We start from the raw sequence: 24,821 nt of genomic DNA on the forward strand, positions 1-24,821 counted from the left end.
GGCGGCGTGGCCCGCCAATTTTGGCGGGGCGATATGCCCTATACTTGCCCTTCAGGCGCGCCAAAGGCGTTTATGGCCGGGCCATACGCCTTGTCGCTGACTGCGATATGCTCTTTGAGCCATTCGGTGACGAACCGCAGGATGTCCAGCGGCATCACACGCACCCCGCTCATGTGGTCGTTTATGTAATTTAGCACCTCGGCCTTGAAACCCTCGTGCTGGCGCTTATGGTCGTCATATTTTGCGTAATGGCATTCCTGCAACGCCTTTTCCTCCGCAACGAAATGGTATGAAGCGTAGTTGGCAAGTTCGTTCAACGTGGGGAGCAGCGCCTCCCTCCCCTTGCCGGAGGTGATCCCCTTGTGCAGGTCGTTGATTATGCCGAAAAGTTTTTTATGCTGGCCGTCGAACAGGTCAACGCCGGTGCTGAAAGAATCGCTCCATTCAACGTACATGACCCATACCCCACAAGGAGAAGATTAGGCGGATTATATATTGGAGCGGAACATATTACAAGTCTTGGCGGGAGAAGGCGCCCAGGTTACGAATACCTTCTCTCCAGCCAGCGGGAGAACGCCGTGAGGGTGTAGCATAGCGAAAAATACAATATCGCGATGAATATAAAAATCTCGAAGGGGAATATCATCGTGCGGTTGTTCACCTGGGTGGCGATGCTGGTCAACTCCGGAACGCCGACGATGAACGCAAGGGACGTGTCCTTCACAAGCGACACAAGCTGGTTTACGAACGAGGGGATCATGTGGCGCAATCCCTGGGGGAGCACAACATATATCATCGCCTGCCAGTAACCAAGCCCGGTGGACATGGCCGCCTCCATCTGCCCCCTGGGCACCCCCTCTATGCCGGCCCGCACTATCTGCCCCATGTAGGCCGACGTGAAAATCGTGAGGGCCGCTATCACCGTCCTGCTCTCCGGCACGGCGCCCCCCGTGGCAAGCGGGAGCAGGAAATACATCCAGAAAATCACCATGAGCAGCGGCATGCCCCGCAGCACTTCGCAATATATCTTGGAGACCCGCCGGATCACATCGTGCCGGGCCACGCCCATCAGCCCCACCACTATCCCGAACAAAATGGAAAGGGCGCACGAGGTGACCGCCAGGTATATCGTCAGCGCAAATCCCCCCAGCGGGCCGTGTGGCCACAGCCCCACCATGAAATACGGCAGGTTGTTTGCTATCACGGAATAATCGAACATGTCAGGCGTGCCTCCCCGCCATCAGGTACTTCTTGCGATAGACGTTCATCGCGGCGGAGATCATCAGCGACAGGGCCAGGTAGATAAGGGTGGCGGCGGTGAAGGCCTCGAATCCCTTCAGGGTCTCGCTTTCCACCTGGCGCGCCTGGTATGAAAGCTCCGCCACGCCGATGGTCATGGCCAGGGAGGAGTTTTTCATCAAATTCAAAAACTGGCCGATGAGCGGCGGCACCGATATGCGCACCGCCTGGGGAAGTATCACGTGGCGCATTGCGCCAAGGTAGCTGAATCCGGAGCTTACCGCCGCCTCCATCTGGGTCTTTGGCACGGCGCGCACACCGGAGCGGATGTCCTCGGCGATGAATGCGGAAGTGTATATCGCAAGCCCGGCGGCCGCTGCCCAGAACTCAAAGTCGCCGGTGGTGTTGAGCCAGTCGTTGAACGCCGCGGGGAGTATCTTGTACGACCCGAAATACCAGAAAAATATCTGCACCAGCAGCGGCGTATTGCGGATGAATTCCAGGTACGCCATGGAGCCGAGCCGGAAAACGCCGTGGTGGCTCATCCGCGCCACCGCCACCAGCACGCCGATGGCGAAGGCGAGGATGATGGACACGGACGACAACTGGAGGGTGACCTTGAGCCCCTCGAAAAGCCACAGGGCGTACTTTCCCGAGGTTATTACCGTCCAGTCAAAGCTGTATCCGGACACTTGCCGCGCGGCCTTGTCAGGGGGCTATCTTGAAATTGCGTTTGAGCGGAGCCTTGGACTTCGGCCCGAACCATTTGCCGAAAATCTTCGCCGCCTCGCCGCTCTTCTCCATCTCCAGAAGCGTGGTGTTCACAAGCTTCACCAGGTCCTCCTCCCCCTTGCGCATTCCAAGGCCGTACGGCTCATCGGATATCCCCACGTTGGGAATCTCGAATTCCGCCGGGTTGGCCGCCTTTGCCATGATGCCGGCCAGTATGGCCTCGTCCGTGGTCACCGCGAACACTTTGCCCTGCTGCAGCGCCAGGAACGCCTGGGGATAGTCGTCAAAGGCCAGCACCTTGGCGCCGGGAAGCGCCTTTTTCACGTTCTGCTCGGAAGTGGAGCCCTTGGCGGTGCCGATCTTCTTCCCCTCCAGGTCCGCAAGCTTGGCCACCGTCCCTTTTTTCACCAGGAATTTCTGGCCGGTGAGAAAATACGTGTGGGAAAAATCTATCTGTGTAGCGCGCTCCGGCGTCTTGGTCATTGTGGCGGCGATGATGTCTATGTTGCCCGACACCAGCTGCGGGATGCGGGACGCGGAGGTGACCGGCTTTAGCTCCACTTTCACGCCGAGCTTTTTTGCGATCGCCTTCACGAAATCTATGTCATACCCGGTGATTTCCCGGGCGCTCTCGTCCACGAATCCGAATGGGGGAAGCGAGTCCTTCACCCCGGCGGTCAAAACACCTTTCGCCTTTATCGTTTCCAAAGCGCCCGCTGACGCCGGACTCCAGCCGGAAACGACCATTGCGGCGGACATGATCAGCGCAGATAATATTCTCATCCTCGAAAAACCTTTCATCAATAGTGCAGGGGGGAGAGCACCCGCTGCAGGAACGTTTTTGCCCTTTCGCTCTTCGGGTTCTTGAAAAACTCATCGGGGGGCGCGTCCTCCACTATGGAGCCGTGGTCCACGAACAGCACGCGGTTTGCCACCTTGCTGGCAAAGCCCATCTCATGGGTCACCACCATCATGGTCATCCCCTGGAACGCAAGCCACTGTATCACGTCGAGCACTTCGGAGATCATCTCCGGGTCCAGCGCGGATGTGGGCTCGTCAAACAGCATTATCTTCGGCTTCATGGCAAGCGCGCGGGCTATTGCCACCCTTTGCTGCTGCCCGCCGGAAAGCTGGGACGGATAGGAGTCCTTCTTGTCGGCCAGCCCCACCGTGTCCAAAAGCTTCACGGCCTGCTCTTCCGCCTCTTTTTTGTCCGTGCCGCGGATAAGAAGCGGGGCCAGTGTGATGTTCTTCAGGGCCGTCAGGTGCGGATACAGGTTGAACTGCTGGAACACAAAGCCAATCTCCGCCCGCAACGCGGCGATGTCCGGATGCGGCGAAGTGACCTCTATCCCGTCCACGACTATGGATCCCTCGTCCACGCTTTCAAGCTTGTTCACCGTGCGTATCAGGGTGGACTTTCCGGAGCCGGAGGGGCCGCACACCACCACCGTCTCGCCCCGGTTCACATGCAGGTTCACATTGTCGAGCACTTTGAGCGCCCCGAACCTTTTGCTGACGCCGTTAAACTTGATCACCTTTAATCAGCCCGCACAACGTTGTCATCCCGGAAGCCGTCCCAGGCTATCCGGGATCGCGCCTCGCTATTTAAAGTCCGGATGCCGGATCAAATCCGGCAAGACAGGACACCGGCGTGGCCGATGGCCCGCGCCGGAGTGAAAACACCGGGTATTCTAACACTTTCGCGGGAGTTTTAAGACATCCGGCCGAAGACATGGTAAAAAAAACGGGCGGATCAAATAATCCGCCCGTCTGATTAAGAACGTAGTCCGTTCCGGGTTATTTCTTCCTCGGAGCAAACTGGCTCTTGGCGACTTCCTTCGGCCATATCAGGTCCAAAGAATCGCCATGCCACTGCACCACATAGGTGTCCAGCTTGTTCTGGTTGACCTTGGAGCCGTAAGCGCCGAACTTCACCGCGCCAAACGCCGTCTTCACGTCCGTGGCGGCCAGGGCGGCCCTCACGTCCTCGGCACCGGTGGATTTGGCCCTGCCCAAAGCGTCCGCCAGCACGAAGGGAGCGGAGTAGGCCTCCACCACGTGGTAGGATATCTCCATTTCCTTCTTGCCATAGTACTTGTACTTCTGGTCTTTCTTGTGCTTTGCGCGGAACTTCGCGGCGAACTCCTTGGAGCCAGACAGGCCCAAAGCCTCGTCCCACAGGGTTGTGGACACAACGCCTTCGGCGTCGGCCCCGGCCTTGTCCTGGAACTCCGCGCCGGCGAACCCGGCGCCAGCGCCCGCGAACACCATCGGGTTGATGCCAAGGCTGATGGCTTCCTTCATGAGCGCCGGGGCTTCGGAAGCGTAGGCGACCATGTACACCACATCAGGCTTCGCCTGTTTGAGCTTGAACATGACAGGGTTGAAGGACTTGGCCTTGCTGTCAAAGCTTTCCTTGAACACGACGGACACGCCTGTCTCTTTGCAGACCGCCTCGAAAGCCTCGGCGAGGTTCGCGCCGAAAAGACGCTTGTCATAAACGATGCCGGCGGTCTTCGGTTTGACAACTTCGGTCAAAAACGACTTAAGCCCGTTGTTCCATTCGCTGGCGGGCTGGTTCATCCTGAAAACAGGGAACGACGCGGCGGCGGCGCCCTTGAAAGAAGCGAGCTCGGTGATCTTGTCGGCCGAACCGGTGTGAACCAGATACGGGGTCTTCGTGGCAACCGACACGGAAGCGATCTCAAAAGCCTCGTCCGAAGCGTAACCGCCGATCAGAGCGGTGACCTTGTCCTTTTCAACCAGCTGGTTGGCGGCGTTTTTCGCCACATAAGGCTTGCTCTGGGAATCCACCACCACAGCTTCCAGCTTCTTGCCGCCCACGCCACCCTTGGCGTTGATTTCCTCGAACGCCATGTCAATGGCGGACTTTTCAAAATATCCCTCTTTGGCCTGGCTGCCGGTCAACGGCAGGATGACGCCGATCTTGATGGCGTCCGCCGCATACGCCGGAGCGGCGGCCATACACATGAATACGGAGAGTAATGCGTACAGCAATGCCTTGGTTTTATTCATAATCACCGATCCTCTTCCCTCACTGAAATTGTTTGGTAACAAAAACCCGTCAAAATGCGCCGCCATGGCAGGCGCCGTTTTGATTTCAACGTATGCCCCGCGCGTTCCCCTTCCCGTCCGCATCCGGCCGGGCAAACCCCTATTGCGGGTAAAACCTGAGCCTTGCGCCCTCCGGCGCAAAACCAAATTTACGCGAACGAACGATACCGTATTTTGAAAGACAAGTCAAGCGAAGTGTTGGCTATCTAAATCATGTTAATTCCGGCAGATAACAGACCAAGCCGGCCCCGCCACAAGGCGCCGATGAAGCTTGAAATCTTTCATGCGAGCAAGCATAATTTAGACCCTGAACCGGGTTGCATGTTCAACTATATGGATGCGCCAGAAACCGTGGCGTTTACAATGCCTCGTTTGAAATACATATGCCGGCTTTTTTGAATGGTCTTAGGAACGCCAACCTGAAGGGCGAGCTGACAGGAGCAATCTCCTCGTCATACCAGATGATCCCGTTCATCATAGCAAACGGCGTCATTGCCTTCGCCCCCCTGGGGGACAAATATCTGCCGGTGGGAGTCATGTCCGCCTTCGCAGGGGCGATAATCCTCAGCGTCCTGCACCCAGTCCTCGGGGGCGCGCCCGGCCTTATCTCCGGCCCCCACTCTGTCGCATCCATCGTCATCGGCGCCATGTTCGCCCAGCTTACGGTCCATAATCACGACTTCATGGCCTCTTTGGATCCTGTTTCCGGCGTCATGGCCATAACGCTCCTTGCGGTAACTCTGGCTGGTGTTTTCCAGTTCCTTTTCGGGTTTTTCCGTTTCGGCACACTTATCAAATTCATCCCGTACCCGATCCTGGCGGGGTATATAAACAGTTCCGTGGTCCTTATAGTGCTGGGGCAGACCCGCTCTTTTTTAAGCTTGAAGCCCCAGGATTCGCTGTCGGACTGGCTCATTCACATGGAAAGCCTGCATTGGGCCGATTTCGCCGTCGTGGCCGCCACGGTGCTGGCCATCGCCGGGGCCAATATCTTCAAGTCCAGGTTGCCGGCCACGCTGGTCGGCTTTTTCGCCGGGACCGCCGCCTATCACACCTTCGCGGCGATGGGGGCCACTTTCGGGTCGGCCACTCTGATGGAGGTGTCATTCTCGGAGGCGGCGAAGGCCTATTCGTTCGACTTCTTCGGCGGATTCGCCGCGCAGGAGGATTTCGACGTGGTGATCACCATCGTCCTGGCCTCCGTCACCATCGCGATGCTCTCGTCGGTGGAGTCGCTCCTTTCGCTGCTCAGCATCGGCTACACCACGGAGATTCCGTTGGACAGCAACAGGGAGCTTAAGACCTACGGCGCCACCAACGTCCTTTCAGGCCTCTCCGGAGGGCTTGCCGGGGGGAGCTATTTTTCCACCTCGCTGATCAATTACACCAGCGGAGGGAAAGGCGCCCTGTCCAGTATTTTCACCGGGCTGATCCTGCTTTCGGGGCTCATTGTGTTCTCCGGCGCGCTGGAGCTCATCCCCAAGACCGTGATCGCCGTGAACGTCATATACGTGGCCTTCAAGATTTTCGACAAGTGGACGCTGTCGCTGATCGGCAAGGCTTTCCGCAAGGAGATTCTCAACAAAAGGGAGGCTGTCAACAACCTGGCCCTGATCTTCGCGGTGGTGATCGTCACGGTGGTGTTCAACCTGGTGGCGGCCGTGGCATCCGGCCTTTTCCTTTCGGCCATCATATTCATGGCGAAGATGAGCCGCTCGCCCATCAGGAGGGTGTACCACGGAGATTCCGTCCGCTCGCGCAAGCGCAGGTCGGGCCATGTGATAAGCCTTCTGCAGGGGCTGGGAAGGAAGATCGTCATTTTCGAGCTTGAGGGCGCCATATTTTTCGGCAGCGCCGATTTCGTGGCCCTGGAAGTGGAAAAGACCGTCAAAAAAGGCTCCCTGGCGGTGATAATCGACCTGAAAAGGGTGAAGGAGATAGACAGCACGGGGCTTAAGATCCTCGACCAGTCGCACACCACGCTAAAGAAGAACCATAAACAGCTTTTCATAAGCGGCGTGAACGAAAAGAGCAGTCTGGGCCGGTTCTTCAAGGACATGGGGGTGATAGACTCCATCGGCCCGGAGAATTTCTTCGACGACACGGACATGGCCCTGGAGCGGGCGGAAAACCTGGCCCTCACCGTGCACATCGAATCCAAGTTCCTGGACTTCGTCAACGAACGGGTCAGCGTGGTGGCCCTGCGCGACCATTACACGGAAGAGGACGTAGAGGACCTGCTGGCGTGGTGGAACGAACAGGCCGGCAAGGGGATCCGGTATTTCCTGGTGAATCTGGAGAGCCTTACCGCGGTGGAGCCCTGGACACAGCTTTTCATCTGCCGCGCGTATTCCTTCGCCCAGAAGACCAAGGCGGGGCTGGGCCTTTGCCCGGTGGACGCAAGCGGCCCGATGCGGGAGGGGCTTGACCGGCTGGGGATCATAACGCTTTTGGGGGAAGAGAACGTTTTCCCGTCGGTGGAAGCAGCGAAGATGGACAACCAGAGGCTCGTGGACCTTTTCGAGGAGGAGATGTTCAGCGAATATTTCCCCGACAACGTGATCCCGCTGGAAAAATCGGGGCTGTTCAGGGATTTCCCGCCAGAGGAAATAAACGTGTTCAAGAATTTCCTGAAGATGCAGCGCTTCGCCAAGGGGAGCGTGATCCTGCAAAGCGGCGAGAAGGCCGACAACATGTACTTTATAATAAGCGGGTTCGCCACCATATATATCAAGGCGCCGGAGACGGGGGCGGTCAGGCGGCTGGAGACGTGCGGGCCGGGGACTGTGGTGGGCGAGGGGATGATATACAGCAAGTCGCGCACCGCCAACGCCCGGGCGGACACGGACCTTGTGTGCTATTCGCTGACGCTGGGCAACTTCCGGAAAATATGCGATCAGTTCCCCCCGCTGGGGCTCAAGTTCTATCACAACATCGGGCTGGAGCTGACCGAACGGCTGCGGACGGCCAATATAATGGTGTCGCAGATAGAGCTATAGGCGGTCAAACCTCGGATTGCGCGCTTTAGGAAAGTTTATGGAATACGATGAAAAAGAGTTTCAGGCGCTTTACAAAACCTTTCAGCCAGCCATTCTGCGCTACCTTGCCCGGCTTGCCGGCGAGAATGAGGCCGAAGACCTTACACAGGAGGTCTTCATGCGTATCAGGCGCTCCATAGGCTCGTTTCGGGGGGAATCTTCCCTTTCCACATGGGTCTTCCGGATAGCGGCGAACGCCGCGCTGGACAAATTGCGAAGCCCGGCCTTCAAAAAACCGGCCCGGGGGCCGGAAGGCGATCCCGGACAGGATACCCCGGACAATGGGCCGTCCCCAGACCAGCGGCTTATCAGAAATGAGATGAACGAATGCATAAGGAGCTTTATCGAAAAGCTGCCTGAACAGTACCGCGACGTCATTGTCCTTAGCGAGCTGGAGGAGAAGAAAAACTCCGAGATATCCGAAATCCTCGGCGTGACGGTCGGCACGGTCAAAATAAGGCTCCATCGCGCAAGGGCCATGCTCAAGGAAGAATTGGCGTCCAATTGCAATTTTTATCAGGACCAAGGCAAAGGGCTTTCGTGCGACCGCAAGGGCGCGCTGAATATCACATTTTAATTCCGCCCGAGCGTATCCTTTCCATCCCCTCCCCCGTCTATAAGTTCAGAAATGCCGGCAATCCCGCGTAAACGCCATCCTGGCACGATACGCGCCGGGAGGAGCCGGCCCGGAACGAAAATGCAGCGGATGATTTTAAGGAGTGTGGAAAATGGAAGAAAAGTTCAAGGAATTGATAGCCGTCGGCGCGTCGCTTGCCGCCAATTGCCACCCATGCCTGCGCTACCACGCGGGAAAAGCGGCGGAACATGGGGCGGACGAGCTTGAAATAGCCCAAGCGCTGGAAATGGGGAAAGCTGTGCGCAAAGGCGCCGCGTCAAAAACGGACGCATTTGCGGCGCAATTGACCTTGGCAGGCGCTCCGGCCAACAGCGCAAAGGAAGAGGGGTGCGGATGCGGTTCGTGACCGTTCACCGGCGGAAGGGGGCTTTGAATGAAAATTAATCATTTAAAGCGCTATCCTGTCTTATTGGCCCTGGCGCTGCTGGCGATAACGGCCTCCTGCGCGATGTTCAGGGACATGCAGGCGATGAAAGCTCCCAGGTATGAGCCGGGAAAGCATAAAGGGGCGGCCTATTGCGGCGGATGCCACAAGGACATTTACGGCCAATGAGCCCAAAACTCCCGGCATGCGCTGGCCAACACCAGCGGCTCTTTTCACAGCGTGAGGGAGAAGCTTGAGAACGATTTCCTCATGGACTCGATTATGGGCGTTTCGATGTGCTACGCCTGTCATGGGCAGCGGGAGACCAAAGAGGGGGTGAATTGCGAGACCTGCCACGGCCCGGCCATAGAGGGCGATTCCATCGAGCAGACCCATTCAAAAAAATACAGGCCGGGAATGGCCGCAATGAAAAAGGCCGATTTTTGCGCCAAATGCCATGAAATGAAAAATCCCATGTCCGGCTCCGGGATAATGACCGTTCACAGCGAATGGCTCGATAGCCGGGCCGCCAAAGATGGAGTAACCTGCCAGGACTGCCACATGAAACAGGGGGTCAATGGGATTCGTTATCACGGATTCGACACCGCCACGCGCAACGTGAGGATATACCAGGATGATCTGGCCGTCTCGGCCGTCAAACTTGAATTTCCCCGGATAAGCCTGTTTTTGGAAAACCGGGTTTCCGGCCACGCGGTCCCCGCAAGCTGCGGCACACGGATATTGGCGATTCAAATCTCCCTGCGGGACGCCGATGGAAGAGAATTGCACAACATCACGAGCGTTTTCACCAAGAAAACCGAGCTTATGGGAGGGATAATGCCTTTCAGGGTGCTGGAAAACACCCAGCTTCAAAGCGGGGAAAAACGCCTTTTGGCCTTCGGCCTGCCATCATCGCTTCGCGGGCGGATCCGCGAGGCTGTCATCACGTTGAGGTTTTACGAAGTCCCTGACGAATATCACGGAGACTTGAAAATGGCCAACTGGACAAGCGAGGCTTTTCTGGAACAAGAGATCATATTTTAGCCCGGCGTCACTTCATCATGCCGCATATGGGGGCGAACTGTTCCAGATCGATAACGCCTTTGCCGGGTGTGATCCCAGTGAATTCCGGCCCGGCCCCGGAGATGTCCTCGTCCGGCCGCTCCAGGAAGGCGATGGTCATCATGTGGCGCTTTGGAATCTCCTCAAGCTTGACAATGTAATGATACTGTCCGCGCTCAATGGCAAGTTTCCGTATGGAGCAAAGCAGGAAAAATGAAGAACCAACCGACGAACCGGCATTGTTTATCTTGATCTCGATGACGGAAACTTGAGGGCGGCGCTCCGTCTCCTTGATGATGATGTCCATTTTTGAGTTCCCGGAGGTCTTGGAATCGGCCTCGAAAAGCCGCTCTCCCTGGCCGGACGCGGCGGCAAGAAGAATGAACGCCACGGCTGGAAAAAGCCTGGATACCCAATATTTTGCGCGGTTCATGGTGAGCGTTCTCCCGATGCCATCCTAAGCGGCTGCGCCCGGATTCACTTTATCGTCAGCAGCGTGTCCCCGCTTTCGACCTTGTCCCCCTGGTTGACTGCGACGGAAGTGACCGTTCCGCCCATCGGCGCGTGGACCTCGGTCTCCATCTTCATCGCTTCCATCACGATAAGAAGGTCCCCCTCATCCACCTTCTGCCCTTCCTTGCACAGGATGTTGAATATGGACCCGGCCAAAGGCGATTTGACGGCTGATCCTTCCGCAATGGCCGTTGCGGGAGCTGTCACCGCCGCCACGGCCATGGGCGCCGTGAACGATCCTGGATCCATGTCGTCCACTTTCACGTCGTAAACCTTGCCGTTCACCGTCACACGGAACACGTTGGACGGCGCGGCCTGCGCCTTAGGCTGGGCCGGGGCGGCCGGTTCGTCTTTTTTGAATTTTTCGCTCGGCGGAGTGCCCCGCTTTTTCATGTACTGCTCGGCCACCTGCGGGAACAGCGCGAAGATGATCACATCCTCGTCCTTCACCGCCTTGTCCGCCACTTCGCTTTTAAGCCTGTCCCATTCAGGCTCCAGCAAGTCCGCCGGGCGCACGGTGATCGGCTGATTCTCCCCGCAGACCTTCTTTAAAAGCTCCGGGCTTATGTCGCCGGGCACTTTCCCGTATTTGCCTTCGATTAGCGCCGAAGTCTCCTTTGTGATGGTCTTGTAGCGCCCCATCAGCACGTTCATCACCGCCTGCGTCCCAACGATCTGCGAAGTCGGTGTCACCAGCGGAGGGTATCCAAGGTCCTTGCGGCATCGCGGCAATTCCTCCATCACCTCCGGCAGCCTGTCATAGGCGTTCTGCTGGCGCAGTTGGGACTCCAGGTTGGATATCATCCCCCCGGGGACCTGCGACTTGAGGATGTTCACGTCCACCCCGGTGAAGGCCGACTCGAACGCCGAATATTCCTTTCGCACCCCGGCGAAGTATTCGCCTATCTCCGAGAGCAGCTCAAGGTCGAGCCCGGTATCGTTGTCCGTACCTTTGAGCGCGGCCACCAGGGTCTCCGTGGGGCTGTGGCTTGTGCCCATGGAGAACGAGGCCATGGCTGTGTCCACCCCGTCCACGCCGACCTCTATGGCCTTCACCACCGTCATCGGGGCGAATCCGGCGGTGGCGTGGGTGTGCAGATGCACGGGGACCTTCACGGCGGTCTTGATTCCAAAGATCAGTTCAAACGCGTCCCACGGCGCCAGAAGCCCCGCCATGTCCTTTACGCATATGGTGTCCACCCCCATGTCCTCAAGGCGGCGGGCCATCTCCACGAACAGGGCCACGGAATGGACCGGGCTGACGGTGTAACTTATGGCGCCCTGGGCGTGCTTTCCGTTTTTGCGGACCCGGGCGATGGATGTCTGGATGTTCCGAAGGTCGTTTAGCGCGTCGAAGACGCGGAAAACGTCTATCCCCGCCTCGCAGGAAAGGTCCACGAATTTTTCCACCAGGTCGTCTGCGTAATGGCGGTATCCCACCAGGTTCTGCCCGCGAAGCAGCATCTGGAAGGGGGTCTTTGGCATCAGCTTTTTGAGCGCCCGCACCCGTTCCCACGGATTTTCGTTGAGGAACCGGATGCACGAGTCGAACGTGGCGCCTCCCCACATCTCCACGGACCAGAAGCCCACGCGGTCCATCTTTTCTGCGATGGGGAGCATGTGCTCGGTCTTCATCCTGGTGGCCAGGAGCGACTGGTGCCCGTCCCGCAGGACGACTTCGGTTATTCTCAGCGGTTTTTTCGTCATGTTATACGTTAAAACTGGGCCGTTGGACATATTAAATCCGGCATTCCCGGCATGTGGCCGGAATGGGAGATTGTAAACGGGAGAACCGGCTTTGTCCAGCGGTGCGATTGCGCGCCAAGGCCCCGTGGGTTATAATCCCTAATTCAATTTACTTTCGGATCAAATAAATGAAAGCTCTGGTGATGGCCGGCGGCAGGGGGGGGAACATGATTCCTTTCTCGGAGACCCGCCCAAACCCGATGATTCCAGTCGGCGGCAAGCATGTGATTGACCATATCCTCCAGACGCTTAAAAGCGCGGGGGTGAACCACGTCACTACCGTCATCGGCCACCAGAAGGACAAGCTGCGGGATCACCTGACAGCCTCGCAGCCCACCGGCATGTCGGTCCATTTCATAGACCAGGGCAAGCCGGACGGCATAGGCAAGGCTATATTAAAGGCGAAGGGGAAGTTCGCCCCGGGGGACAATTTCCTGCTGGTGTACGCGGACACGCTGACAACCAGCAACATATTCAACGTCACCATACAGTCCTTCTCGCTTCACAACGAGCCGACCGCGGCCATATGCCTTACCAGCGCATCCGAGAAATACGGCAACGTGTATTTGGGGCAGGACGCCAAGATCACAAAGATCATCGAAAAGCCAAGCAAGAGCGAGGGACTTGGCAACTACGTGCTCGCCGGGGTGTTCGTGCTTCCGGCGCGGTTTTTCGACTATCTTTCCAACGCCGGGGGGGACATGGAAAAAGCCTTGCAGGCGTTGATAAAAAAAGAGACCCTGCGCGCCTCCATCTGGGAGGACGAGTGGCTGGACATGGCCTATCCGTGGGACATCCTCACCGCCAACAAGGCGATCATGGACACCTGGAAAGAGGCCTCCATCCACGAAAGCGTGGAGCTTTCCGGGGCGAGCCTGAAGGGGCCTGTGCGGATAGCCGAAGGGGTGCAGATAATGCAGGGCGCGGCGCTGGAGGGCCCGTCGTACATCGGGCCGGGGACATATATCGGCCATAACGCCCTGATCCGGCCATACACCTGCATCGGCGGGGGGAGCGTCATCGGCCACGGGGTGGAGCTGAAAAACTGCGTGATTTTCCCCGGGGCAACGGTGGGCAGGCTGTGCTTTATCGGGGACTCGGTGATCGGTGAGAACGTGAACATCGGCGCGGGGACCATGACGATAAACCAGCCGATTGATAAAAAAGGGGCCCGGGTGAAGATAAAAGGTAAAGCTTTGGACACCGAGCTTAAAAAACTGGGCGCGTTCATCGGCGACAACGCCGTGATCGGCGCCTCTAACACCCTCGCCGCCGGCACGGTGGTGGACGCGGGCCGGGTGATAGACCACAACCTCTCCGTCAAATAGAGGGTTTTATACAAGATGTGCGGAATCGCGGGAATCGCGGCCACCGATGATATTTCGGAAAAGCTGGTCAAGTCGATAAGGAACCTGGAATACAGGGGATACGACTCGTGCGGGATAGCCCTGATAAACGGCTCGGGCCGGGCCGCGATAAAAAAGAACGTGGGCGCCGTGGACGAGGTGCGGGAAAAGGAGCGGTTTTCCGACCTGTGCGGCAATGTGGGGATCGCCCACACAAGGTGGGCCACCCACGGCGGGGTCACCAAGGCCAACGCCCATCCCCATTCGTCCTGCGACGGGGCGTTCACCATCGCCCACAACGGGATCATCTCAAACTATGTCACCCTGCGGACCAAGCTGATGAAAAGCGGCCACCGGTTCGTTTCGGACACGGACACGGAGGTGATCGTGCATCTGGTGGAGGAGTTCTACAAGAAGAACAAGTCGGTGGAAAAGTCTTTCGTCTCGGCCATGCATGAGCTGGACGGGACGTACGCGGTGGGGATGATCTGCTCTTACGAGCCGGACAGGATATACTGCGCCCGCAATGAAAGCCCGCTTATCATCGGGCTTGGCAGCAACGAAAACTACATCGGGTCGGACTTCAACGCGTTCATAGAGCACACCAAGAGCGCGGTGGTGATGGACGACCGGGAATACGCCATCATCACCCACGACAGCCACGCGATAAAGAGCCTGGACTCCGGCGAGATTGTGATCAAGCAGGCGCAGGAAGTGATGTGGGACTCTGAAATGGCGCAGAAAGGCGGCTTCCCCCATTACATGCTAAAGGAGATATACGAACAGCCCCAGGTGGTGAAAAACGCCATGGACATAGACCGCGAGGGAATCAAGACCCTTGCACGGGTGATCTGCGAAAAGGGGAAGTTCTTCATAACCGGCGTCGGCACCACGTTCTACGTGGCCCAGTTCGCCCAGTATTATTTCAGCGCGTACGCGGGGATGACGCCGAACATCGCTTCGTCGGACGAATTCAAGTTCCTGTCCCAGGTGGACGCGGACACGGTGGTGCTGGCCGCCTCCCAGTCCGGGGAGACGTACGACACGCTTACGGCGCTGCGCCACGCAAAGACGCGCGGGGCGGTCACCGGGGCAATCGTCAACGTGATGGGCTCGTCCATGGCCAGGATGGTGGACCACCTGGTGCTGCAGGGCTCCGGGCCGGAGATATGCGTGATAAGCACCAAGGCGGCGCTGGCGCAGATGGTGATAATGGCCCGGCTGGCGCTGGAAGTGGGATTGATGAAGAAAGTGATAACCCAGAAGGACTTTTCCCGGCACGAAAAAGAGCTGCGGGAGATGCCGGGGACCATTGAAAGGATACTCAACGAAAAATCGGGCTTCGTGCACACCGTGGCCAAGGAGCAGAGCCACATAAAGCACTGGCTGTTCCTGGGACGCGGGCGGTATTACCCTGTGGCGCGCGAATCGGCGTTGAAGATGAAAGAGGTGTCGTACGTCCACGCCGAAGGGATGCCCAGCGGATTTTTAAAGCACGGCACCATCGCGCTCATAGACGACAACCTTAACTCCGTGGTGTTCATGCCGCCGGAGGAGGACACGGAGCTTTACAAGATGACCCTCTCCTCCGCCGAGGAGATACGCGCAAGGAACGGCTATGTGCTGGGGTTCATGTTCGAGCCGAAAAACGTGAAGTCGCTCCCTTTTTCGGCCATAGTAGCGCTGCCGAAGGCCCCGGTGTTCACCGCGCCGTTTTTTGAAATCGTGGCGGCCCAGCTATTCTCGTACTTCACCGCCACCACATTAAAACGCAACATAGACAGGCCCAGGGCGCTGGCCAAGTCCGTCACCGTCGCGTGACGGGCGCGTTATAAAACGCATGCCGATGATAAGACTACAGGGGACCGACGGGGTGCGGCGGGTGACCGTGGACGCCGCTGATCCTTCCCTTTCCGGCCTCTCCCCCCAACGCGCTTTCCTTGAAAAAGACATCATGACGGAACAGTTCGCCGAACTGTACACCTATTGCCGGGTGAAATGGCTGATGGACAACGGATTCGCATCGGCCGGAGAAAGGTTTGTGATCGGGTGGGACCCGCGGGACGTTTCCGGCAAGTTCACCGGCGCGGCGGTGGACGGGATATTAAAGGCGGGTGGCGACGCTATATGCGTGGGCATAATGCCTACACCGGCGGTATCGCTATATATGCGATACATCGGCGCGGCGGGGGCGTTCGTAATCACCGCGTCGCACAATCCGGCCTCGTACAACGGCATCAAGATTTTTACACGGCGGGGATTAAAGCTGCTGCCGGGTGATGACTTGAAGCTTAGCGAAGCTGTCATGAACACCGATTACACGATTGTGAAGGACCTGCCCGTTGCCGGGAAGAAAACGGACGCGCATGCTGACGCCGCGAAGTTCTTTGTCCGGTTCACCCTCGATCCCGCCAATAGCTGGATCACGTCGCCGGACAAGCTCAAATCCGTCCACATGATCGTGGACTGCGCCAACGGCGCCTGTTCGGACATGGCCAAGGAAATTTTTGGGGACATCGGATTGGGGTCCGTCCACATCGTAAACAACAGGCCCGGATCGGACATAAACCTTCGCTCCGGCGTGGCGGACCTGGAAGGTGTCCACGAAATCACCCCGGAAATGGCCGCGAACGGCGGAAGGTTTGGCGATCACGAGGCTGCCGCGAAATTATTCGATCTTGGAAAACAAAAGCGTGACGAGGCGAAAAACGGCGGAGCCTTTGTCCTGTGCGCCGTGTTCGACGGTGATGGTGACCGGTTCTTCCTGCTTGTGTACGATCCATTCACCGGGATAGTCTTCAACCTGTCCGGGGACGAGACCGCCATCCTGCAGGCGATGCGGATGAAAAAGCGCAACGGGCTTTTCGTGAACACCGTGGAGAGCGACCTGAACGCAAGCGTGAAGGCCAGTGAGCTTGGATACGAAACGGCTCTTGCGTCCGTGGGGGACAAGTGGCTTTTGCTCAACGCCGTGCTTTCGTCCGTCAAACCACGCATGGACGGCGCCGGATGGAAAAAGCTGGAGGCCGCCGCATTCACCGAGTGGCCCAGCGCGGACGAGATAGAAAAGATACTCGATGATAATAATGCCGAGGCGGCCGAAGCGGAGTCCATCACCTTCGCCATAGGGGGGGAGGAGAGCGGGCACAATATCACCTGCGCAACCTTGCGGGCGCCATCCGGCCCCGTCACCGCGTTTGCGGGCAACGGGATCAAAAGCTGCCTTAACACTATAGCGGCGATATTCCAGAGCGGTGAGATAGAAGCCATGACCCCGGCGCAAAGATACGCATTCCTGCGCCGCCCCTACCCGTCCGGATTCAAGAAAACGCTGTACGCCTTCTATGTGGACAAGGATCGGTGGAAACGCGGCTCGCCGGTGTGGGCGGAGGCGGAGCGGACAATCGGGCAATCGCTCAAGGAGGCGTGGCCTGCCGCCGTGGCGGAGGAAATGATACGCCTGGAAGACCCGGACATGCTATACATCAAGATAGTCGTCGACGGGACGCACACAGCCTCGGTGTTCGTCCGCAATTCGGGCACGGAGGACAAGACCGGGGTGAGCCTGCGATGCCCGGTTGAGCTAAAGGACACAGTCCTGGCAATCGGTGAAAAAGTGATCCGGCATATAATGGCAAACATGAAAGACCTCTCAAAAACCTTTGCGGCGGCGGAACGTGAACTGCTGACGGCGGCGGCCAACGGAGGAGCCCCAGCCGGGCCTGTCGGTGGACTTTCCCCGGCGGAGTACGGGCGGCTGCTCAACGAAACCGGAAACAGGCAGGGGCTTTTGGACAGCGCCGCGCCGGGGGCCCGCCCCACGGAACGCGGAAAATGGTATCTTGATCAAATGGCTGGAATACGCAATTAAACCACCGGAAGGCGGCGTGATGAATTTCTCGGAATATTTCTGCGAGGACAACAAGTTCGCGTTCATAGCCGAAGTGCGCTCAGGAGAAAAACCCTGGTCGGCGGTATCGTCCATACGAAAAATCATCGCTGATTTTCTCGCCAAATCCGGCGGTACCGGCGTATCACTCCTTGAAGGTTTTGCGTCCATAGAGTCCATCCGCGACAGCACAGGCAAGCCGCGCGAGACCGCGATGACCGTTTCCCGTTCGTTCTTCCTCCCCTCCCCCGTCCGCATCGCCGGATCGGGCATCGCCATCGGCGAGGGGACTTTTCTGGAAGCGGGCGCCATAATAAAAGCGCCGTGTTATATCGGGAATAATTGCGAGATACGGCAGGGGGCGTACCTGCGCGGCGACGTGATAATCGGAAACAACAGCGTTGTGGGGCATGTGACGGAGGTGAAAAACTCCATATTCATGGACCACACCCACGCCGGGCATTTCGCCTACGTGGGCGATTCGATCCTTGGAAGCCATGTGAACATCGGGGCGGGGACGAAACTTGCCAACCTCCAGTTCCGCTCGAAAGAGGAACTTTTGGAGGACAGGATAGAAGAGATAATCATAAGAACAGCCTCCGGCGCCATCATGAGCGGCATGCAAAAACTCGGCGCGGTGATCGGTGATTATTCGGAGGTCGGGTGCAACACCGTCACAAGCCCCGGTTCTGTAATAGGCTCGGGCTGCTGGATATATCCGAACACCACCGTCCCCAAGGGATTTTACGAGCGGGAAAAGCTGATAAGGAACAAAGGGGCCGGCGCGGGAGTTGAACTTTTGAGAAAGCCTGTATGAGATGGAGAAAAGCGCTTGACGGCGCCGCCAAAAGCCTGGCCCTGTCCTTGACTGTTTTGTCCCTCCCCTCCCCCGCCTCCGCGCAAAGCGTAGTGGCAAGGGACGGGGAAAAGACCGTTTTCACCGCCGATTCCGCGGGCGCAAAGGTGTCCGTGATCCAAAGCGGCGCGGGAGTCCCGCGTATCGAAAAAGCCGGCCGCATCGTCACTTACGCGGGTGACGGGACCGTCCGGAGGGCGCATTACCCGTTCATATTGGCGCCGGAAGCCAAGAGAGCCCTTGTCATTGGCCCCGGCAACGGCGAAATTGTTGGCGTGGCCCTTTCGATGGGGGCGGAGGATGTGGCCGTTGTGGCCGAATCACGCGCGATGGCGGACGCGGCGGCGGTCATGGCCCCGGCGGCGATGAAGGACAAACGCGTAAAGACCCTCCACGGCAGCGCTGCCAAGTGGCTCAAATCGGCCAAGGGACCGTATGACGTGATCGTGGCGGGGCTGGACTCGCAGGATACGCTGGAGGACAAATCTGCAATCACCGTGGAAAGCTTTGCGGCCATGAAAGGCCTGCTTAAACCTGCTGGTATCGCTGTGCAGTGGATTCATCTTTCATCCCTTGAAACAGATGACATGCGCAAACTTGCGGCGTCGTTCGCGGCGGCGTTCCCATATGTCACCGTCTGGAGCGGCGATATGAATCCTGTGAATTCGTGGATCGCGCTGACCGGCTCCGTCCAACCCCTTTTGATGGACGGAGCCGGGGTGAAAAAGCGGCTGGAATCGGCGGACAGGATTGACATGGTGGAGTGGAACGATCCATACAGCTTCCTTTCTTTTTACATAAACGACCAGGGTGGGATCAAGGCGGCGCTGGATGGGATGGCGGCGCACACCGCAAAAATCCCATCCATCACAAGCCCCTCCATCACTGGCGAAAGCGAGGAGATGCGCCGGTCTGCGGACAATTTCGCGTTCTGGATGAATTACCGTTCTCCGGTGACGGAACATATAAAGGTGGCCGAACATAAGGACACGGACCTGCTGCGGACGTATTTCGCGGCCCGGTCGAAAATACTCAACGGGCGGAAGATCGGCCTGGGAGGCGCCGCCGCCGATGAGATATCGTGGTATGATAAGGCCCTCAAGGACGCGCCGGGTGATCCCCATCTGGCGCTGTCATACCTGGCCATCGGGCTGGCGTATTACCGGGGTGGGCTTTTGGACAAGGCCGCGGCGCAGCTGGAAAAAGCGAAAAAAATCGCGCCGGACAGGGCGGTGATAAGGTTCTACCTTGGCAAGACGTACGAGAAAATGGAAAAGGCGGCGCTGGCCAACGCCGAATTCGCCGAGCTTAAGAAACTGGCGCCCGATTATGTGGAGCGGATGTACCTGCCCAGCCGCAACAACGGCGGCATTCCGCTTAACTGAATATCGCGATACACTATAGTGAAGGTGAGAAGAAAATGAAGTTTTACGCCGCATTTATGGCCCTGCTGATTTCATCCGCCCTTGCCGCGCCAGCCTTCGCAGCGGACGCTTCCGCCGCCCCTGCGCCCGCCCCTTCTTTTGATATGGAACTGGCGGAGGGGGGAAAGCTTTCGCTGGCCTCTCTGAAGGGGAAAGCGGTGATACTCAACTTCTGGGCCACCTGGTGCGGCCCCTGCAAAAAGGAGATGCCGGCGCTTGAGGCTGCGCACAGGAAACACAAGGGAAACGGCGTCACCGTTGTAGGGGTGAACTTCGATCAGGAAAAGGGAATGGTGAACTCTTTTCTAAAACCGCTGGACGTGACCTTTCCCAACGCGCTGGACGCCGCCGGCAAGACGGCGGAAAAATACGGGGTGATGGGCCTGCCCACAACGATTTTCATCAACGGCAAGGGCCTTATCGTTGGCCAGCACACCGGAGCCATCACCGCCGATCAGCTGGAAGGCTGGATCGCGAAGATGGCCCCGGGCAAGTGACGGCGTCGCGGCCGGGCCCGGGCCAAAGCGTCTGAACCTGGCGCCACCGTCCCGGTGGAAATAGCTTTCTGATCGCCCCCCACCGCCAAGTTGGGGCGAATATTTCCATATTGACACTCAATTGATATAAAATGAAAGTTTTCCCAAAGAAAGTGGTCATGGAAAAATTCGAAGGTTTTCTGAACATCTTCAAGCCGGAGGGAATGACGTCGGCGGACGTGGTGCGCGTCGTCAAAAGGGAACTGAAGGCCAAGAAGGTGGGCTATATAGGGACGCTAGACCCCCTTGCCACGGGCGTGTTGCCCGTCGGCATCGGCAGGGCCACACGGCTTTTCCCGTTCCTGGAAAAACAGGACAAGGTGTATGAAGCTGTCCTAAAGCTCGGCGAGGCGACGGACACGCAGGACAAAAGCGGCAAGGTGACCGAATCGGCGGACACATCCGGCCTGACTGAACAGGCTGTGCGCGAGGCCGTGATGAGCTTTGCCGGCGGGATAACGCAGATACCCCCCATGTTCTCCGCAAAAAAGATACAGGGGGAACGGCTATACGACCTTGCGCGGCAAGGGATCACCGTGGACCGCAAGCCAATCAACGCCGTGGTAAGCGACCTTTCGGTGATAAGCGTGGACCTGCCGCACGTGCGGTTCGTGGCGCGCGTCACCGCCGGCGCCTACATCCGCACCCTCTGCCACGACATCGGTGATAAACTGGGGGTCCATGGCCATTTAAGCGAGCTTACAAGGCTTCGCTCCGGCCATTTCTCCGCGGACAGCGCCATGCCGCTGGAAAAAGTGAAAAGCGGGAATGAAGAGGAAGTGATGACCCACTTGCTGACCCTGTCCAACGGGCTTTCGCACATGTCAAAGGCGGTTGTCATCTCCCACGGGGCCGAGCGGCTGAAAAACGGAATGCCGGTGGGCGTGGCGGAGATCGCAAGCTTCGAGGAGGTGGAAGGGAGCGATTATGTGCGCGTCGAGTCCAAAAGCGGGGAGCTTTTGAGCGTGGGGATGAAATGCGGGATACCGATGGCCGGTTTCCCCTTCACCACCATAATCCCCAAAAAGGTGCTGATATAGCGTAACGGGACGTTTTTTGCTCAGCCCGCAAAATCCTTGATGATCCGGGGCAATTCATCGTCCACGAATTGCGCGGGGCTTGCCACCTTGAAACGATGGATCCCCTTGGCCCTGAATGTGGTGAAGTCTTTTTTATCGCCTGTCACCAGATAGTCCGCTTTCCCGTTCACGGCGGACAACGCCACCGGTATATCTTTGGCCGGCATTTTCCACTTCGCCTTTTTCACCTGCTCCGCCGATGGCAAAGGGACCACATCAAGGTTCATCCGGGGAAGATATTCCCTGTAAACCGGGAGGGCGGCGGGTATTTTGCGGTGGATGTTTCGTTCGATCTCGATAAGATTGTATTCACCGGTGAACCCGGCGAGAAATGGAAGCCGCAATGAAAGCAAGTCCAGGATTATTCGAGGAGCCCCTTTGTCCGAGATGATTCCGGAGATGATGACATTTGAGTCCAGAAAGACCCTAACGGCCTCTTTTCTTGCCATATATCTTTTGGAAGACCGCTTCCCTGTCCTCCTTAAGCCCGGCGATAAGATCATCGGCGGCAAGCCCGGATTGCTTCAATATCTTTTTAATTTGCCGCCGGGCCTCCTCCAGCTCAAGCCGTTTGGGGGTGACGATGATCGAATCCCCCACCGGGATGATGGCCACCGCCTGCCCTTCATCCAGATTGCCCGCATCCCTGATTTTTTTCGGTATGGTCAGCTGGCCCCGGGCCTTTATTTCCGCCACCGCCGGTTTTGCCGCAAACATTATTGACGCCTCCGTTTTCTGAATTCAGAATATCAGTATTCTGATTTAACCGCAAGCGCGGGATCACCCCTTCAGATGCGTCTCTATCCGTTCCATCGCCTTGTCCAATCCCAGCAGCGCTATGAAGCTGCCGATCTTCGGCCCGGAGGACTGGCGCAGGAACACCCGGTACAGCGTCTTGAACCACTCTTTCGGCTTTATCTCGCGCTCCTTGGCGGCATGGAAGGTCAATGTCTGTATCGCCGCCGGATCCGGTTCGCCCCCGGCGTCACGCAGTTTTGAAAGCTCCCCGTGGAACGCCCGCAATACCTCGTCCATCTCGTGCCCGGCCGCCTCTTCCTTCACGTTCGGCAGGTACACCTCGCGGTAGTAGATCAGCGCGTCGGCGATGAGCTGGTCGTAATACTCGATGTTCCCCTTTATCTCCGGCTGGTATTTTACGAGGAAATCGCGCACGATGGCCGGATCGTCCTGCCGGAGCGCCACGATAAGCTCGTATATCATCGAGTATGTCACCACCTTGCCGCCGTGCAGGGCCCCGGCGTGGGCGCCCTTTGAAAGGCGGGAGACGAAGGGGACTGGCGAGTCCGCCGAACCGTCGTGGTTTGCCACAAGATCCAAGTACTGGTCCACGATTTCCGGCAGGATGGGCAGCCCCATTTTTTTGGACACCTGGGGCTTTATGTACATGAAGTAAAGCAGCGAGTCCACCGGGGCATACCGCAGCCATTGCTCGATGGATATGCCGTTGCCAAGCTTCTTGGAAATCTTCTTGCCGGTCTCGTCCAGAAACAGCTCGTACTTGAAAAGCTCCGGCGGCACGCCTCCAAGGGTCCTGACGATGCGGGAGGAGAGCCGGGCCGATTCGGTCAAGTCCTCCCCGTGCATCTCGTAATCTATGGAAAGCGAGAACCAGCGCAACGCCCAGTCCACCTTCCAACCAACCTTGCACCCGCCGTCCAGCGCGCTGACTGTCCCTTTATGCCCGCAGGACTTGAACTTTCCTTCCGCGTCCACCTCGCACGAATACGATATGGTGGAATTGGCGGCGTCAAAAGCTGTGACGCGGGTGGAGTATATCCGGCCGCAGCTTTCGCAGATGGGGAAAAAGGGGCTCCACGCCTCGCGCTTGTCCTCGGCGATCTCGCGGGTGAACATCTCCTTCACCTCGCCGTAATTGGCCAAAACGCGCTTGAGCCCGTCGTTGAACGCGCCGGACCTGTATTTTCCGGTGGACGAGGAGAACTCATAGGTGAACCCGAACGAGTCCAGAAACTCCCGCAGTTTGCGGTTCATGTAATGGGCGTAAGACGGCTCTTCGCCGAAGGGGTCGGGCACGGCCGTCAACGGTTTTCCAAGGTGTTTTTTCACCATGTCGCGGTTGGGTATGTTCCGCGGGGCCTCGCGAAGCCCGTCCATGTCGTCGGAAAAGGCGATAAGGTGTGCGCTCACTTGCGGGGCCAGCGTCTTTAGCGCCTGGAGCACGAACGACGTGCGCGCCACCTCGCCGAAAGTGCCGATGTGCGGCAGGCCGGATGGGCCGTAGCCTGTCTCCGCGGTGAAGTTGCTCCTGCCAAGTTTTTCAAGCCTGCCGAGGATGCGTTGCGCCTCGATATACGGCCATTCCCTGTATTCGGTCATTTCCACTTCCAAAATTTTTTAATTATAGCACGCGAAGGACGCGCCTGTTTTATCGCTGGAATCCACGCGGCGGATGGTCTAATATCCTTCCGGCGCTGGCTTTGGCCCTGCCGCCGATCCTACTTGCATGGAAGGGAATGTTGTGACTTTTTTCGACAGCGTAATCATGGGCATCGTGGAGGGATTGACAGAGTTTCTCCCCATATCTTCCACCGCGCACCTTATCATCACCGCCAAGCTTTTAAACCTGGCGCACACCGATTACATGAAAAGTTTCGAGATATCCATCCAGACCGGGGCGATCCTGGCCGTGGTTGTGATGTACTGGAAGGAGCTTTTCACGAACATGGAGACCGTGAAAAGGCTCATCGTCACATTCATACCCACCGGCGCGCTGGGCTTCGCGTTTTACAAGGTGGTGAAGGGATATCTGCTGGGCAACGGTTCGGTGATCGCCTGGGCCTTTGTCATCGGCGGGGTGGTGCTGATAGCCTTCGAGATGCTCCACCGGGAAAAAGATGACGCCATAGAGGAGATATCAAGGCTGCCGTACGCCCAATGCGTAATGATCGGCTTTTTCCAGGCGCTGGCGATGATACCGGGCGTGTCCCGCTCCGGCATTACGATTATAGGCGGCCTGCTGCTGGGGCTGCGGCGCAGATTGATAGTGGAGTTTTCTTTTTTGCTGGCTGTGCCGACAATGTTTTCCGCCACGGCGTACGACCTTTACAAATCCGGCGGGGCCTTTTCGTTAGAGCAGTTCGGGTCGCTGGCGGCGGGATTTGTGATGTCGTTCATCGTCGCCATGGGGTGCATCAAATTCTTCCTGCGCTATATCCGGCGGCACACATTCATCCCGTTCGGAGTGTACAGGATAATCGCCGGAGCGGCGTTGCTGGCGGGGCTGCTCCCTTCCTGAAGAGA

At 57.8% G+C, this 24,821-nt stretch carries 24 protein-coding genes; 13 read left to right on the forward strand and 11 right to left on the reverse strand.

What is annotated here, in order from left to right:
* Nucleotides 1-38 precede the first annotated feature (38 nt).
* From HZB29_11320 to HZB29_11345, 6 genes are all read right to left on the reverse strand, one after another.
* Nucleotides 39-455, reverse strand: coding sequence for a hemerythrin family protein (locus tag HZB29_11320; protein ID MBI5816184.1), 417 nt, complete (start codon nucleotides 453-455; stop codon nucleotides 39-41).
* Nucleotides 456-541: 86 nt separating this feature from the next.
* A complete protein-coding gene (locus HZB29_11325; GenBank protein MBI5816185.1) occupies nucleotides 542-1,219 on the reverse strand; it encodes an amino acid ABC transporter permease in 678 nt (225 codons plus the stop codon).
* Nucleotide 1,220: 1 nt separating this feature from the next.
* Nucleotides 1,221-1,931 carry an amino acid ABC transporter permease gene (locus tag HZB29_11330; protein ID MBI5816186.1) on the reverse strand — a complete coding sequence of 237 codons (711 nt, stop codon included), beginning with the start codon at nucleotides 1,929-1,931 and terminating at the stop codon, nucleotides 1,221-1,223.
* Between the two features lie 16 nt (nucleotides 1,932-1,947).
* Nucleotides 1,948-2,754 (reverse strand): ABC transporter substrate-binding protein, encoded by an 807-nt coding sequence (locus HZB29_11335; GenBank protein ID MBI5816187.1) that lies wholly within the window; start codon nucleotides 2,752-2,754, stop codon nucleotides 1,948-1,950.
* A 17-nt stretch (nucleotides 2,755-2,771) separates the two neighbouring features.
* The gene (locus HZB29_11340) at nucleotides 2,772-3,509 is read right to left on the reverse strand and encodes an amino acid ABC transporter ATP-binding protein (GenBank protein MBI5816188.1); all 738 of its coding nucleotides are present in this window, start codon (nucleotides 3,507-3,509) and stop codon (nucleotides 2,772-2,774) included.
* A 262-nt stretch (nucleotides 3,510-3,771) separates the two neighbouring features.
* Nucleotides 3,772-5,010, reverse strand: coding sequence for an ABC transporter substrate-binding protein (locus tag HZB29_11345; GenBank protein ID MBI5816189.1), 1,239 nt, complete (start codon nucleotides 5,008-5,010; stop codon nucleotides 3,772-3,774).
* Between the two features lie 434 nt (nucleotides 5,011-5,444).
* Here HZB29_11345 and HZB29_11350 point away from each other — a divergent pair, with 434 nt between their 5' ends.
* The 5 genes from HZB29_11350 to HZB29_11370 all read left to right on the forward strand — a co-directional run bounded on the left by HZB29_11350 (nucleotide 5,445) and on the right by HZB29_11370 (nucleotide 10,132).
* Nucleotides 5,445-8,048, forward strand: a complete 2,604-nt coding sequence (locus tag HZB29_11350; GenBank protein ID MBI5816190.1) for an SLC26A/SulP transporter family protein — start codon at nucleotides 5,445-5,447, stop codon at nucleotides 8,046-8,048.
* A 37-nt stretch (nucleotides 8,049-8,085) separates the two neighbouring features.
* Nucleotides 8,086-8,664 carry a sigma-70 family RNA polymerase sigma factor gene (locus HZB29_11355; protein MBI5816191.1) on the forward strand — a complete coding sequence of 193 codons (579 nt, stop codon included), beginning with the start codon at nucleotides 8,086-8,088 and terminating at the stop codon, nucleotides 8,662-8,664.
* Between the two features lie 151 nt (nucleotides 8,665-8,815).
* Complete coding sequence (locus HZB29_11360) at nucleotides 8,816-9,070, forward strand: carboxymuconolactone decarboxylase family protein (GenBank protein ID MBI5816192.1); 255 nt, start codon at nucleotides 8,816-8,818, stop codon at nucleotides 9,068-9,070.
* A 27-nt stretch (nucleotides 9,071-9,097) separates the two neighbouring features.
* Nucleotides 9,098-9,277 carry a hypothetical protein gene (locus tag HZB29_11365; GenBank protein ID MBI5816193.1) on the forward strand — a complete coding sequence of 60 codons (180 nt, stop codon included), beginning with the start codon at nucleotides 9,098-9,100 and terminating at the stop codon, nucleotides 9,275-9,277.
* A gap of 51 nt (nucleotides 9,278-9,328) precedes the next feature.
* Nucleotides 9,329-10,132: a hypothetical protein gene (locus tag HZB29_11370; GenBank protein MBI5816194.1), complete on the forward strand. Its 804-nt coding sequence runs from the start codon at nucleotides 9,329-9,331 to the stop codon at nucleotides 10,130-10,132.
* 7 nt (nucleotides 10,133-10,139) lie between these two features.
* Here the strand turns inward: HZB29_11370 and HZB29_11375 are convergent, their stop codons facing one another.
* The gene (locus tag HZB29_11375) at nucleotides 10,140-10,583 is read right to left on the reverse strand and encodes a hypothetical protein (protein ID MBI5816195.1); all 444 of its coding nucleotides are present in this window, start codon (nucleotides 10,581-10,583) and stop codon (nucleotides 10,140-10,142) included.
* A 44-nt stretch (nucleotides 10,584-10,627) separates the two neighbouring features.
* Entirely contained in the window at nucleotides 10,628-12,370 is a 1,743-nt protein-coding gene (gene oadA / locus HZB29_11380; protein MBI5816196.1) for a sodium-extruding oxaloacetate decarboxylase subunit alpha, read from the reverse strand.
* A gap of 167 nt (nucleotides 12,371-12,537) precedes the next feature.
* On the opposite strand from oadA, the gene HZB29_11385 reads away from it, so the two are divergent.
* The 7 genes from HZB29_11385 (at nucleotide 12,538) to truB (ending at nucleotide 21,500) form a co-directional block, all read left to right on the forward strand.
* Entirely contained in the window at nucleotides 12,538-13,737 is a 1,200-nt protein-coding gene (locus HZB29_11385; protein ID MBI5816197.1) for an NTP transferase domain-containing protein, read from the forward strand.
* A 15-nt stretch (nucleotides 13,738-13,752) separates the two neighbouring features.
* Nucleotides 13,753-15,576: a glutamine--fructose-6-phosphate transaminase (isomerizing) gene (gene glmS, locus HZB29_11390; protein MBI5816198.1), complete on the forward strand. Its 1,824-nt coding sequence runs from the start codon at nucleotides 13,753-13,755 to the stop codon at nucleotides 15,574-15,576.
* A gap of 19 nt (nucleotides 15,577-15,595) precedes the next feature.
* Complete coding sequence (locus tag HZB29_11395; GenBank protein MBI5816199.1) at nucleotides 15,596-17,626, forward strand: hypothetical protein; 2,031 nt, start codon at nucleotides 15,596-15,598, stop codon at nucleotides 17,624-17,626.
* Nucleotides 17,627-17,645: 19 nt separating this feature from the next.
* On the forward strand, nucleotides 17,646-18,461 hold the full coding sequence (locus HZB29_11400) for a hypothetical protein (protein MBI5816200.1): 816 nt from the start codon (nucleotides 17,646-17,648) through the stop codon (nucleotides 18,459-18,461).
* A complete protein-coding gene (locus tag HZB29_11405) occupies nucleotides 18,458-19,885 on the forward strand; it encodes a hypothetical protein (protein MBI5816201.1) in 1,428 nt (475 codons plus the stop codon). Before HZB29_11400 ends, HZB29_11405 begins: the two co-directional genes overlap by 4 nt.
* Nucleotides 19,886-19,920: 35 nt before the next feature.
* Nucleotides 19,921-20,421 carry a TlpA family protein disulfide reductase gene (locus HZB29_11410; GenBank protein MBI5816202.1) on the forward strand — a complete coding sequence of 167 codons (501 nt, stop codon included), beginning with the start codon at nucleotides 19,921-19,923 and terminating at the stop codon, nucleotides 20,419-20,421.
* A gap of 131 nt (nucleotides 20,422-20,552) precedes the next feature.
* Nucleotides 20,553-21,500, forward strand: coding sequence for a tRNA pseudouridine(55) synthase TruB (gene truB / locus HZB29_11415; GenBank protein MBI5816203.1), 948 nt, complete (start codon nucleotides 20,553-20,555; stop codon nucleotides 21,498-21,500).
* A gap of 20 nt (nucleotides 21,501-21,520) precedes the next feature.
* Here truB and HZB29_11420 read toward each other — a convergent pair whose 3' ends face one another.
* The 3 genes from HZB29_11420 to lysS form a co-directional block, all read right to left on the reverse strand.
* Nucleotides 21,521-21,988, reverse strand: coding sequence for a PIN domain-containing protein (locus tag HZB29_11420; protein ID MBI5816204.1), 468 nt, complete (start codon nucleotides 21,986-21,988; stop codon nucleotides 21,521-21,523).
* A complete protein-coding gene (locus HZB29_11425) occupies nucleotides 21,966-22,256 on the reverse strand; it encodes an AbrB/MazE/SpoVT family DNA-binding domain-containing protein (protein MBI5816205.1) in 291 nt (96 codons plus the stop codon). The genes HZB29_11420 and HZB29_11425 overlap by 23 nt, the downstream gene beginning before the upstream one ends.
* Before the next feature lie 63 nt (nucleotides 22,257-22,319).
* Nucleotides 22,320-23,897, reverse strand: a complete 1,578-nt coding sequence (lysS, locus tag HZB29_11430) for a lysine--tRNA ligase (protein ID MBI5816206.1) — start codon at nucleotides 23,895-23,897, stop codon at nucleotides 22,320-22,322.
* A 142-nt stretch (nucleotides 23,898-24,039) separates the two neighbouring features.
* On the opposite strand from lysS, the gene HZB29_11435 reads away from it, so the two are divergent.
* Nucleotides 24,040-24,816, forward strand: coding sequence for an undecaprenyl-diphosphate phosphatase (locus HZB29_11435; protein MBI5816207.1), 777 nt, complete (start codon nucleotides 24,040-24,042; stop codon nucleotides 24,814-24,816).
* The last annotated feature ends 5 nt before the right edge of the window (nucleotides 24,817-24,821 follow it).

This window comes from Nitrospinota bacterium, from assembly GCA_016235255.1.
Taxonomy (GTDB): Bacteria; Nitrospinota_A; UBA7883; order UBA7883; family JACRLM01; genus JACRLM01.